Raw genomic sequence first — 12,808 nt, forward strand, 5'->3', positions numbered from 1 at the left:
TTTCTCCAAAAAAAATGCCAGACGTTAAGTCTGGCATCTTCTCATAATCATGACGCGAAAGAGTTACTCTACTTCACGAACATCCACACGCAGCTCTTTCGGCACTTCGAAAACGATGTTCTCTTCACGGCCTTCCAGTGGGATAGCATCCCCACCACCGAGCTCCTGCAGACGGACAATCACGTTCTGTACCAGAATATCCGGCGCAGAAGCACCGGCCGTCACGCCGACGCACGCCGCATCTTTCACCCAGGCTTCCTGGATATCGGTCGCATCGTCAATCAGATACGCGGCCTTGCCCATACGCTGGGCCAGTTCTGCCAGGCGGTTGGAGTTCGACGAGTTTTTCGAGCCGACAACCAGTACCACATCCGCTTGCTCCGCCAACGCACGAACCGCTTCCTGACGGTTGGTGGTGGCATAGCAGATATCGTCTTTGCGCGGCCCAACAATTTTTGGGAAGCGTTGACGCAGGGCATCGATCACATCAGAGGTGTCATCAACCGAGAGCGTAGTCTGGGTCATGAAGGAGAGCTTACCTTCATTTTTGACATTCAACGTCAGGACGTCTTCCGGCGATTCCACCAGGTACATCCCCCCCTGCGGGTTGCTGTACTGGCCCATCGTACCCTCAACCTCCGGGTGTCCGGCGTGACCAATCAGAATCGACTCTTCGCCACGACGGCTGGCGCGCGCGACTTCCATATGCACTTTGGTCACCAGCGGGCAGGTGGCATCAAAGACCGTCAGATCGCGGCCTTTGGCTTCGTTACGCACGGCCTGAGACACGCCGTGGGCGGAGAAAATCAGGATCGCACCGTCCGGTACTTCACTGATTTGCTCAATAAAAATAGCACCGCGCTCGCGCAGGCTATCCACCACATAGCGGTTATGCACCACTTCATGACGGACATAAATCGGCGCGCCGTAGATAGCCAGCGCGTTTTCCACAATGCTGATAGCGCGGTCTACGCCAGCGCAAAATCCGCGCGGGTTAGCCAACAGGATCTGCATTTTACGCCTCCAGTGCCGGTTCGACTTCCAGCACTTCAATATCAAAATGAACGGTATGCCCAGCCAGCGGATGGTTGAAGTCAACCGTGATGGAATCACCGTTGATTTCGCGGATCACGCCAGGCATCTCACTGCCGTCCATTGCGGTAAAGAGCATGATAGCGCCAATTTCTGGCTCACCCGCGTCCATAAACTCCCGACGCGAGAAATACTGAATGAGGTCCGGGCTTGATACGCCAAAAGCAGCATCCGGCTCCAGAGCAAAAGTGGTTTTATCGCCCTCTTTTAACCCCAGCAGGTGTTGTTCCAGTCCTTCAGACAGAGAACCGTCGCCCAGGCGAAACAGCGCAGGCTTGCCGTTACTGCGGGTTGACTCTGCGGTGGAGCCATCGTCGAGCTTTAAGGTGAAGTGCACCAGCACCGCACTGTTACTCTGTACTGATTTAGACATGCAGGTTGCTCTTTAAAAGTGCTGCCGCCTGTTTGCCCGGTGGCGCTACGCTTACCGGGCCTACAAGATTCGCAGTAGAATGTAGGCCGGATAAGCATAGCGCCATCCGGCATATTTTTATGCGGCTTTTTTCTCTTTCGCCGGTAAGAAGCCTTCCAGCACAATCAACGCCGCACCGATACAAATCGCCGTATCGGCAAGGTTGAAGGTGGCGAAATGCCAGTCACCTACGTAAAAGTCAATCATATCCACGACGAAGCCGTGCCACAGGCGGTCAAACAGGTTGCCCAGTGCACCGCCAATGATTAACGCATACGCGATGTTATTCAGCTTCTGCGTCGCCTTCGAGCGATACATCATCACCATTAGAATGACGCAAATACCGATCGCGATACCGGCAAAGAACCACCGCTGCCAGCCACCGCTGTCAGCCAGGAAGCTAAACGCCGCGCCATAGTTACGCGCATAGTGCAGATTCAGTGACGGGAACAGCGACACCGTATCCCCCAGAGCAAAATTCTGGAGGATCAGGTACTTGCTGCCCAAATCAATAATCAGCACGACTACCACCAGCCACAGCCAGCGGAGTCCTGTTGAACAAAGAGGCTGACTCATCAGGCAAACTTACGTTGTTCGCCATCACCGGCGATGTTGCTGACACAGCGTCCGCAGATTTCTGCATGTTCCGCCACCTGACCCACGTCGGTCGTGTAATGCCAGCAGCGCGGGCATTTCTCGCCTTCGGCTTTGCTCAGAGCAATTTTCAAGCCTTTGAGCAGTTCGCTCTGCTGAGCATCGGCCGGTGCTGCAGCATAGTCCGCAACAGTCGCACCCGAGGTCAACAGAACAAAGCGTAACTCTTCGCCCAGCGCTGTCAGCTTGGCAGCCAGTTCAGGTTCAGCGTACAGGGTCACTGCCGCTTCCAGAGAACCGCCCACTTTCTTGTCTGCACGTGCCTGCTCGATGACCTTGTTCACTTCGCCACGCACTTTCAGCAGCTCGTTCCAGAACGTATCGTTCATCGCTTCGGTATCGGCCAGGCCAAACAGCCCCTGATACCACTCACCGGTGAAGACATACTTCTCGCGGGAGCCCGGCAGGTAGCCCCAGATTTCATCTGCGGTGAAGGACATGATCGGCGCCATCCAGCGCACCAGTGCTTCAGCAATATGGAACAGCGCGGTCTGGCAGCTACGACGCGCCACGCTGTCCGCTTTCGCGGTGTACTGACGGTCTTTAATGATGTCGAGGTAGAACGAACCCATTTCGACGGAGCAGAAACGCATCAGGCGCTGTACCACTTCGTGGAAGTCATAGGCTTCGTAGGCTTTGAGGATCTCGTCCTGCGCCGCTTGCGCACAGCCCACAGCCCACCGGTCCAGAACAACCATCTCTTCCGGTTTCACCATGTCTTTCACCGGATCAAACCCGTTCAGGTTTGCCAGCAGGAAGCGCGCGGTGTTACGGATACGGCGATAGCTGTCGGCAGCACGTTTCAGGATTTCGTCAGAAACGGCCATTTCACCGGTATAGTCGGTAGACGCCACCCACAGGCGCAGAATATCCGCACCCAGCTTGTTCATCACGTCCTGCGGAGAAACGGTGTTACCGATGGACTTGGACATCTTGCGGCCCTGACCATCAACGGTAAAACCGTGGGTCAGTACCTGACGGTACGGCGCTTTGCCCTTCATCGCAGTGGAGATCATCAGCGAAGACATGAACCAGCCACGATGCTGGTCAGAGCCTTCCAGATACATATCTGCCGCATGCCCCGAAAACTCAGGACGCACGTCGACGACGGATGAGTGGGTAGAACCAGAGTCGAACCATACGTCCAGGGTATCCGGTACTTTGACGTACTGATCGGCTTCATCACCGAGGATATCTTTGGGATCGAGATCCCACCACGCCTGGATACCGTCAACTTCAACGCGTTTAGCCACTTCTTCCATCAGTTCGATGGCGCGCGGATGCAGCTCTTCAGTGTCTTTGTGGACAAACAGAGACATCGGCACACCCCACGTACGCTGACGGGAGATACACCAGTCAGGGCGGTTGGCGACCATCGATTCAATACGCGCCTGGCCCCAATCGGGGATCCACTGCACGCCTTTGATCTCTTTCAGCGACTGCGCACGCAGGCCTTTCTGATCCATGCTGACAAACCACTGCGGGGTGGCACGGAAGATGATCGGTGACTTGTGACGCCAGCAGCACGGATAGCTGTGCTGCATCTTCTCAACGTGCAGCAGTGCACTTTTTTCAGTCAGCAGCGCCACGACAACATCGTTCGCTTTGAAGACGTTAACCCCATCCAGGGTCGGGTACGTACCCGGCAGATAGGTACCATCTGGCCCTACCGGGTTTGCGACTTCCAGGCCGTATTTCTGACCAATCACATAGTCATCCGGACCGTGGCCAGGCGCGGTGTGTACCGCACCGGTACCGGCATCCAGCGTCACGTGATCGCCCAGGATCGCCGGAACATCAAAGCCCATGAACGGATGGGTAAAGCGCAGCAATTCCAGCTCAGCGCCTTTTACCGTGCCCAGAATGGTGTAATCCGCCGCGCCGAGGCGCTGCATCACACTTTCGACCAGGTCTTTTGCCAGAATCACGGCCTGACCGTCAATCTGCACCAGTGCATAGTCAAAATCAGGGGCCAGAGAAATCGCACGGTTAGCCGGCAGGGTCCACGGGGTGGTGGTCCAGATAACCAGAGAGATCGGGCCATTCACGTCAGAAACGCCAAATTTCGCTTTCACCACATCCTGATCGGCGGCGTGGAACGCAACGTCGATAGACGGGGAGGTTTTGTCGTAATACTCAACTTCCGCTTCCGCCAGCGCGGAACGGCAGTCTACACACCAGTGCACCGGCTTCGCGCCTTTATGCAGGTGGCCGTTGCCGATGATTTTGCCCAGCGCGCGAATGATGTTGGCTTCGGTTTTGAAGTCCATCGTCAGGTACGGCTTCTGCCAGTCACCCAGCACGCCCAGACGGATAAAGTCTTTACGCTGACCGTCAACCTGCGTTGCGGCGTATTCGCGGCACTTGGCGCGGAACTCTGCGGCAGTGAACTTTTCACCCGGCTTGCCGAACTCCTGCTCTACTTTCAGTTCGATAGGCAGGCCGTGGCAGTCCCAGCCAGGGATATAAGGGGAGTCGTAACCGGAAAGCCCTTTGGACTTCACGATAATGTCTTTCAGAATCTTGTTAACGGAGTGACCAATATGAATGCTGCCATTCGCATAAGGAGGGCCATCATGCAGAATAAAGGTTTTTTTGCCTTTTTTAGCCGCACGAATGATGCCGTACAGGTCATCATCGGTCCAACGCGCCAGCATTCCCGGTTCACGCTTGGCGAGATCGCCGCGCATCGGGAACCCTGTTTCCGGCAAATTCAGGGTTGATTTAAAGTCACTCATCAGATTCTCGGTTCCGTATTTAAAACTCGTATAGGCGTTAAGCCGGTTTTGATAGCCCAAAAAATTCGCGGGCAGTTAACTCATCACGCGCAATCTGCGCTTTTAGTTCATCCAGCGAGGCAAATCGCTGCTCGTTGCGTATTTTTTTACGCAGCACGACATCTATATGGCGACCGTAGAGGTCCATTACAACATCCAGTAGATGCACTTCTAACTGCTGGCGTACACCGGCCACCGTTGGGCGGGTTCCGATATTCGCGACACCGGGTAAAGGCGTTTCGCCCAAGCCCATCACCTCAACCGCGTACACCCCTTTAACTGGAGAAACCTGGCGACGAAGCGGTAAATTCGCCGTGGGGAACCCGATGGTCCGCCCTAACTCGTCGCCGTGTACCACCCGTCCTGAAATGGTAAACGGATGGCCCAGTAAGCTTTCGGCTAACAGCAGATTATCTTCTGCTAGCGCCTGGCGCACAGCAGTGCTGCTGATTCGCACCCCGCCCTCACAGAAGGTCTGGGTGCTGGTGATATCAAAGCCATACTCCGCGCCCGCTTCCTGTAATAACAAGAAATCGCCCGCGCGGCTAGCGCCAAAGCGGAAATCATCACCTACGGCAAGAAATTGTACGCCAAGGCGCTTCACCAACAGGTCGCTGATAAAGTTCTGCGCCGTTAATGCGGCAAAACGCCGGTCAAAACGCACGCACAGCACGTAATCAACACCACATTCCGCCAGATAACGCAGCTTTTCCCGCAGGCGGGTCAGTCGCGCAGGTGACTTTTCAGTCGCAAACAGCTCCAGCGGCTGCGGCTCGAAAATCATCACCATGACCGGTAAATTTCGTTTGCGCCCTTCTTCCTGTAAGCCCTGCAACAACGCGCGATGACCACGGTGCACGCCGTCGAAATTACCAATAGTCAGCACACACCCATGCGGGGCCTGACTGAGATTATGTATGCCTCGTATCAGCTTCATGTCTGGCTCAAAACAGTGAAAATCGTGAAAGTATACCCTGTACAGCGGTCAAGGTTAACCGGCGATTGGTTCTGCGAAACAGAAAGAAGATTGTTTTCATTGTTATGAAACAAAATGCGGTCCTCCGCTGACCAATCAATTCAACTTTTCTCGTGGAAAAGCTGTATTCACAGCACGCAAGCTGGTAGAATCCTGCGCCATCACTACGCAACGAGTGCTGCAATTTAAACGGCGCTTATTTGCACAAATCCATTGACAAAAGAAGGCTAAAAGGGCATATTCCTCGGCCTTTGAATTGTCCATATAGAACACATTTGGGAGTTGGACCTTGGCTAATATCAAATCAGCTAAGAAGCGCGCCGTTCAGTCTGAAAAGGCCCGCAAGCACAACGCTAGCCGTCGCTCTATGATGCGTACTTTCATCAAGAAAGTATACGCAGCTATTGAAGCTGGCGACAAAGCTACTGCACTGAAAGCATTTAACGAAATGCAACCAATCGTGGATCGTCAGGCTGCTAAAGGTCTGATCCACAAAAACAAAGCTGCACGTCATAAAGCAAACCTGACTGCACAGATCAACAAACTGGCTTAATCGCCTGCTTGCTGTCGCTTTGTGAAAAAACCCGCGTAAGCGGGTTTTTTTATGTCTGTTTACTTACTCCCCGGCGCAAACAATGCCGAGTAGTTAGCATTGCAAATACGCTGCACCGCCGGATGCTGGATCATCCTCTCCGCAAAAATGGCATGGTACTCCTCCATCACATTCTCCACGCGTCCAATCTCAATGATGGAATCATCAGCGTAGAAATTGTTCGAATAGAGCGTAGGGGCGACGAAAATAGCATTGTGCGTAGCGCCAAAGGCTTTCATCAAGGCGGCATCGTCAAACTCCCCGAGGATCTCAACGTTCAGTCCCTGCGAGTTAATCCAGTTCAGCAGCTTGCGCCCGAGCATTGAGCGACGTCCTGGTATCAGCAGGCGACGCTCCTCAAGGCAGGCTGGAAACGGCTTCTCCGGCAGCGGATTGGTGCACCAGAAACTCACGCAACACTCGCCGATTTTTACCGAGAACAGCCCTTCCTGCTGCGTTGAGTCGATTGGGCAGTCGGAGATAATCATATCCAGCTTGTGCTGGCTGAGCTGCTCCAGCAGCATCTCATGCGTGGATTCAAAGCAGCGTAGATGGATTTGTTCATCGTCAACGACGGCAGCGTCGAGCACGCTACTGACCAGCTGTTTAGATAACGCATCCGCCACGCCCACATCGAACAGCAAGTTAGACTCTTTGCGGTAGTTCACGATATCCAGCATCTCCTGGCTTAAAGTGAACATTTTGTCCGCATAACGAAAAACTAATTCGCCTAGCTCACTAGGCTCCAGCCCTCGCCCCTTACGCTTAAACAACTTCCCCTGTAAGCGTTCCTCCAGCGCTTTGATCTGCCCGGTAATGGTTTGCGGTGTCAGATAAAGCGCTTCTGCGGCCCCCACCACCGAACCTTCTTTATACACATGCCAGAAGTAATACAGGTGGTTGTAATTTATATGAGACATACTCTCTCCCTGAAAATTGTCACCAAAGGGTTATCGGCTCAGGCTGACGCGTTTAACCGGGTACGCAGCCAGCTATAACCGATCACCGCCGATAGCAGAGAACCAATCAGGATCCCCAGTTTCGCCCAGTTAATCAGCTCCGGATCAACGTTACCAAACGCCAGGCTGGCGATGAAAATAGACATCGTAAAGCCAATCCCGCACAGAATACCCACCGCCATGATTTGCTGGAAGTTCGTGCCTTCAGGCAGCTGCGCCACCTTGAGGCGTAACGCCAGCCAGCAGAACAGGCTAATCCCCAGCGGTTTACCGATAAGCAGGCCGGCGATAATCCCCAGCGGCAGGATGGAGGTCAATCCGTCCATCGTCACACCCTGCAGTGGAACCCCCGCATTGGCGAAGGCAAACAACGGCAGAATCAAATAGGCCACCCACGGATGTAGCACATGCTCCAGACGTTTCGCCGGAGAACGGCCATGCTTTTCCTTCAACGGGATAAAGAAACCGACAATCACACCCGCCAGCGTCGCATGCACCCCTGACTTCAGCACTGCGGTCCATAGCACGACGCCCACCAGGATATAAATACCGGTACGTCTGACACCACACAGGTTCAACGCCGCCAGAATAAGAATCGCTAATGCGGCAACCCCCAACGACAGCAGAGAGAGATCGCTGGTATAGAACAGTGCGATGATCACAATCGCGCCAAGATCGTCAATAATCGCCAACGCCATGAGAAAGATTTTCAGCGCCAGCGGAACACGGCTACCCAGCAGCGCCAGTACGCCGAGCGCAAAAGCGATATCCGTTGCCGCCGGGATCGCCCATCCTTCACGTGTGATGGGGTCGGCATAGTTGAATGCCAGATACAACAGCGCCGGGACAATCATCCCGCCAATCGCGGCAATCACCGGAAACGCAGCCTGGCGTAAACTGGCCAGCGATCCCTGCATCAGCTCACGCTTAACTTCCAGACCAATCAGCAGGAAAAACACCGCCATTAAGGCGTCGTTGATCCACAGCAGCATATTTTTATTGATCTCAAGCGCGCCGACCCGCAGTTGAACCGGGGTCTCCAGAAAGTCGTGGTACCATCCACTGGTTACGCCGATATTGGCCATCAACATTGCTACTACCGCAGCGATGATCAAAATAATGCCTCCCGAGGCATCGCTACTAAAAAAACGATGTAGATGTTTCACTTTTATTCTCTCTATTGGGTGAATACTTCGTAATTACTATCTTACTCCGCATGACTCATCGTTAATATTAGATTATTCATGATAAATAGATCGGTTTTTACGATCTAACAATCTGGGGATTGTTTCGTTCCTGTTCAGGACGGATCCGAAAAAATAAAAAAGCCTGAGACTCTTCAGTCCCAGGCTTTTTATCAAATTTATGGCGGTAAATTAACGCGTCAGGTCGTCAAAGAATTTCTTCACGCCGTCGAAGAAGCTTTTAGAACGCGGGCTGTTTTGTTCCCCCGTCGGGCCACCAAAACTGTCCTGCAGATCTTTCAGCAACTGTTTCTGCTTGTCGTTCAAACCAACCGGGGTTTCAACCACCACGCGACACAGCAGATCGCCCTGAGCACCACCGCGTACCGACTTAACGCCTTTACCACGCATACGGAAAAGTTTACCGGTTTGCGTTTCGCCAGGGACTTTTAACTTCACCCGGCCATCCAGCGTCGGGACTTCAATCTCGCCGCCCAGCGCAGCCATCGCAAAGTTGATCGGCACTTCACAGTACAGGTTATTTCCTTCACGTTCGAAAATCGGGTGCTGTTTCACCTGCACCTGAACGTACAAATCGCCTGACGGTGCGCCATGCTCACCCGCTTCGCCTTCACCAGATAAACGAATACGGTCACCGGTATCAACCCCTGCCGGGATTTTAACGGACAGTGTTTTGCTCTTCTCTACGCGGCCATGCCCGTGACATTTGTTGCACGGATCTTTAATCAGCGTACCGCGGCCCTGACAGTGTGGACAGGTCTGCTGTACGGCAAAGAAACCCTGACGCATCTGCACCTGACCGGAACCGTGACAGGTCGGACAGGTCTGCGGCTGAGTCCCGGATTTCGCGCCGCTGCCGTGGCAAACGTCACACTCTTCCAGCGTAGGAATACGGATCTCTTTGGTGACGCCACGCACGGCTTCTTCCAGAGTGAGATCCATGTTGTAACGTAAATCCGCACCACGTGAGGCGCGCTGACGGCCACGACCACCGCCAAAGATATCGCCAAACACGTCACCAAAGATATCGCTGAAGTCAGCACCGCCGCCGAAACCGCCACCGCCGCCCATACCGCCTTGCTCAAACGCAGCATGACCGTACTGATCGTAAGCCGCGCGTTTTTGCGCGTCGGTCAGGATCTCGTAGGCTTCTTTGATCTCTTTGAATTTGGCTTCGGCCTCTTTATCACCCTGGTTACGGTCCGGGTGAAATTTCATGGCCAGGCGCTTATAGGCCTTTTTGATTTCACGCTCTTCCGCTGTTTTGGAAACGCCCAAAATCTCGTAATAGTCTTGCTTAGCCATCTCTTTTTATCTGCCCCTAACATGCGTGCACGGGCGGAGAGGAAACCTCTTCGCCCGTGCCAGTGTTTTACCCGTTCAAAGGGCGATTATTTTTTGTCTTTCACTTCTTCAAACTCAGCGTCGACAACATCGTCATCTTTCGCGTTGTTCGCGGAAGCATCAGCTGAACCCGCCTGCTGCTGTGCATGCTGCTGCTGAGCGATTTCCATCAGTTTCTGGGAAACCTGTGCCAGCGCCTGCATTTTCGCTTCGATATCTGCTTTGTCTTCGCCTTTCAAAGACGTTTCCAGCGCAGTCAGAGCGGACTCGATAGCAGTTTTGTCGTCAGCCGGCAGTTTATCGCCTGCTTCTTCAACCTGCTTGCGAGTGCTGTGCAGCAGATGGTCACCCTGGTTGCGGGTCTGGACCAGCTCTTCAAACTTACGGTCAGATTCTGCGTTCGCTTCTGCTTCGCGAACCATTTTCTGAATTTCTTCTTCGTTCAGACCAGAAGACGCCTTGATGGTGATCTTCTGCTCTTTACCGCTGTTTTTATCTTTCGCAGAAACGTGCAGGATACCGTCAGCATCGATATCGAAGGTCACTTCGATCTGCGGCATACCGCGCGGTGCCGGGCTGATACCATCCAGGTTAAACTGACCCAGATCTTTGTTATCAGCAGCACGTTTACGTTCACCCTGCAGCACATGGATGGTTACCGCAGACTGGTTGTCTTCAGCGGTAGAGAACACCTGGCTGTGCTTGGTCGGGATAGTGGTGTTTTTCGCGATCAGCGGAGTCATCACGCCGCCCATGGTTTCGATACCCAGAGACAGCGGGGTAACGTCCAGCAGCAGTACGTCTTTAACATCACCGGTCAATACACCACCCTGAACAGCAGCACCGATTGCTACAGCTTCGTCCGGGTTAACGTCTTTACGCGGTTCTTTACCGAAGAACTCAGCAACTTTCTTCTGTACCATCGGCATACGAGTCTGACCACCGACCAGGATAACATCCTGAACGTCAGAAACAGACAGACCAGCATCCTGCAGAGCAACTTTCAGCGGCTCGATAGAACGGTTAACCAGGTCTTCTACCAGGCTTTCCAGTTTCGCACGAGTCACTTTGATGTTCATGTGTTTCGGACCAGACGCATCTGCAGTGATGTACGGCAGGTTAACGTCGGTCTGCTGCGCAGAAGACAGCTCAATTTTCGCTTTCTCTGCGGCTTCTTTCAGGCGCTGCATTGCCAGCGGGTCGTTACGCAGGTCAATGCCCTGATCTTTCTTAAATTCATCAACGAGATAGTTGATCATGCGGCTATCGAAGTCTTCACCACCGAGGTGGGTATCACCGTTGGTTGCCAGAACTTCGAAGGTTTTTTCACCGTCAACTTCGTCGATTTCGATAATAGAGATATCGAAAGTACCACCACCGAGGTCGTAGACCGCGATAGTACGGTTGCCGACTTCTTTGTCCAGACCGTAAGCCAGTGCAGCAGCGGTCGGTTCGTTGATGATACGTTTGACTTCCAGACCTGCGATACGGCCGGCGTCTTTCGTTGCCTGACGCTGAGCATCGTTGAAGTATGCAGGTACGGTGATAACCGCTTCAGTTACCGGTTCGCCCAGGTAATCTTCAGCCGTTTTCTTCATTTTTTTCAGCACTTCAGCAGAGATCTGCGGCGGTGCCAGTTTCTGACCTTTTACGTCAATCCATGCATCACCGTTGTCAGCACCGATGATTTTGTACGGCATGATGGCTTCATCACGCTGTACTTCTTCGTCCTGGAAGCGGCGGCCAATCAGGCGTTTAATCGCAAACAGGGTGTTTTGCGGGTTTGTCACTGCCTGACGTTTAGCCGGCTGACCAACCAGAGTTTCACCATCCTGGGTATAAGCAATGATAGAAGGCGTGGTGCGATCGCCCTCGGCGTTCTCCAGCACACGTGCAGTAGTGCCATCCATAATCGCTACACAAGAGTTGGTAGTACCCAGGTCGATACCAATAATTTTACCCATCTAAACGTCTCCACTAAAAATTCTGTCATCAGGTGGTTGTGAATCTGTAATAAGGGCGAAACGTGCGGTTTCAACTACCCTGAATCGTTTTTTTTCAGACTCACCACTGCGGTTGTCTACAAGATGGGGTCGTAACCCACGTCATCAAGGGGGGCATGCAAATTTTTTTTAGCCCGATCGCAATAAAATGAGAGATAACGGGCAGAAAAACAGGAAAGTAAATAATCACCACCCCAAAATAATTCATAAAACCAATATTAAAAATACCAGTCATTCACTTGAAAATTGTAATAAAAAGAAAAGATTACCTGCATGAACCGTTTTTCCAACGGCGGTATTATGGTCACTCGTCACTCACTTTTGAACCCGTCAAAGAGAAATTTCATGAAATCCCTGTTTACCCTTCCCGCCAGCCTGTTGATAGGTCTGCTGCTGAGCAGCACTGCACAGGCTAACGATCATAAAGTTCTGGGAATGATTGCCATGCCCAGAAATGCAACCAACGATCTCACGCTAAGAATCCCTGTTTGTCGTGTCGTGAAGCGTATTCAACTGACGGCAGACCGTGGTGATATCACACTAAATGGCGCTTCCGTTTATTTTAAAGCCGCGCGCATGTCCAGCCAGAGCCTGAATGTTCCTTCCTCCATCAAAGAGGGGAAAACCACCAACTGGATTAACATCAATAGCGACAACGACAACAAACGCTGTGTGTCTAAAATCACCTTCTCTGGCCAGTCAGTAAACTCCTCCGATATGGCGACCTTAAAAGTCATTGGTGATGACTAACCCCCTGACTTCTCGGCCATGATATTCAGTACTGGGGAAAAAAA

General features: G+C 52.8%; 12 protein-coding genes. 2 read left to right on the forward strand and 10 right to left on the reverse strand.

Annotation, left to right across the window (positions count from 1 at the left end):
• Nucleotides 1-63: 63 nt before the first annotated feature.
• The 6 genes from ispH to FDW95_RS24045 form a co-directional block, all read right to left on the reverse strand.
• Entirely contained in the window at nucleotides 64-1,014 is a 951-nt protein-coding gene (gene ispH, locus FDW95_RS19590) for a 4-hydroxy-3-methylbut-2-enyl diphosphate reductase (protein ID WP_115259499.1), read from the reverse strand.
• 1 nt (nucleotide 1,015) lies between these two features.
• A complete protein-coding gene (gene fkpB, locus FDW95_RS19595) occupies nucleotides 1,016-1,465 on the reverse strand; it encodes an FKBP-type peptidyl-prolyl cis-trans isomerase (RefSeq protein ID WP_115259500.1) in 450 nt (149 codons plus the stop codon).
• Nucleotides 1,466-1,582: 117 nt separating this feature from the next.
• The gene (gene lspA, locus FDW95_RS19600; protein WP_096758363.1) at nucleotides 1,583-2,080 is read right to left on the reverse strand and encodes a signal peptidase II; all 498 of its coding nucleotides are present in this window, start codon (nucleotides 2,078-2,080) and stop codon (nucleotides 1,583-1,585) included.
• Entirely contained in the window at nucleotides 2,080-4,896 is a 2,817-nt protein-coding gene (ileS, locus tag FDW95_RS19605; RefSeq protein ID WP_137363588.1) for an isoleucine--tRNA ligase, read from the reverse strand. Before ileS ends, lspA begins: the two co-directional genes overlap by 1 nt.
• 37 nt (nucleotides 4,897-4,933) lie before the next feature.
• Nucleotides 4,934-5,872, reverse strand: coding sequence for a bifunctional riboflavin kinase/FAD synthetase (gene ribF, locus FDW95_RS19610; protein ID WP_115259502.1), 939 nt, complete (start codon nucleotides 5,870-5,872; stop codon nucleotides 4,934-4,936).
• Between the two features lie 7 nt (nucleotides 5,873-5,879).
• Nucleotides 5,880-6,095: a DUF2575 family protein gene (locus FDW95_RS24045; RefSeq protein ID WP_096758366.1), complete on the reverse strand. Its 216-nt coding sequence runs from the start codon at nucleotides 6,093-6,095 to the stop codon at nucleotides 5,880-5,882.
• Nucleotides 6,096-6,200: 105 nt separating this feature from the next.
• Between FDW95_RS24045 and rpsT the strand changes: the two genes are divergently transcribed.
• Nucleotides 6,201-6,464 (forward strand): 30S ribosomal protein S20, encoded by a 264-nt coding sequence (rpsT, locus tag FDW95_RS19620; RefSeq protein ID WP_003018940.1) that lies wholly within the window; start codon nucleotides 6,201-6,203, stop codon nucleotides 6,462-6,464.
• Between the two features lie 59 nt (nucleotides 6,465-6,523).
• Here the strand turns inward: rpsT and nhaR are convergent, their stop codons facing one another.
• The 4 genes from nhaR to dnaK form a co-directional block, all read right to left on the reverse strand.
• Nucleotides 6,524-7,423, reverse strand: a complete 900-nt coding sequence (gene nhaR / locus FDW95_RS19625; protein WP_115259503.1) for a transcriptional activator NhaR — start codon at nucleotides 7,421-7,423, stop codon at nucleotides 6,524-6,526.
• Nucleotides 7,424-7,461: 38 nt separating this feature from the next.
• Nucleotides 7,462-8,628 (reverse strand): Na+/H+ antiporter NhaA, encoded by a 1,167-nt coding sequence (nhaA, locus tag FDW95_RS19630; RefSeq protein WP_115259504.1) that lies wholly within the window; start codon nucleotides 8,626-8,628, stop codon nucleotides 7,462-7,464.
• Nucleotides 8,629-8,838: 210 nt separating this feature from the next.
• Complete coding sequence (gene dnaJ / locus FDW95_RS19635) at nucleotides 8,839-9,972, reverse strand: molecular chaperone DnaJ (protein ID WP_115259505.1); 1,134 nt, start codon at nucleotides 9,970-9,972, stop codon at nucleotides 8,839-8,841.
• Between the two features lie 86 nt (nucleotides 9,973-10,058).
• The gene (gene dnaK, locus FDW95_RS19640) at nucleotides 10,059-11,975 is read right to left on the reverse strand and encodes a molecular chaperone DnaK (protein WP_096758373.1); all 1,917 of its coding nucleotides are present in this window, start codon (nucleotides 11,973-11,975) and stop codon (nucleotides 10,059-10,061) included.
• Between the two features lie 384 nt (nucleotides 11,976-12,359).
• Between dnaK and FDW95_RS19645 the strand changes: the two genes are divergently transcribed.
• On the forward strand, nucleotides 12,360-12,764 hold the full coding sequence (locus tag FDW95_RS19645; RefSeq protein ID WP_115259506.1) for a DUF2541 family protein: 405 nt from the start codon (nucleotides 12,360-12,362) through the stop codon (nucleotides 12,762-12,764).
• Nucleotides 12,765-12,808 lie beyond the last annotated feature (44 nt).

It is taken from the genome of Citrobacter sp. wls718 (assembly GCF_005280945.1).
Taxonomy (GTDB): domain Bacteria; phylum Pseudomonadota; class Gammaproteobacteria; order Enterobacterales; family Enterobacteriaceae; genus Citrobacter; species Citrobacter gillenii.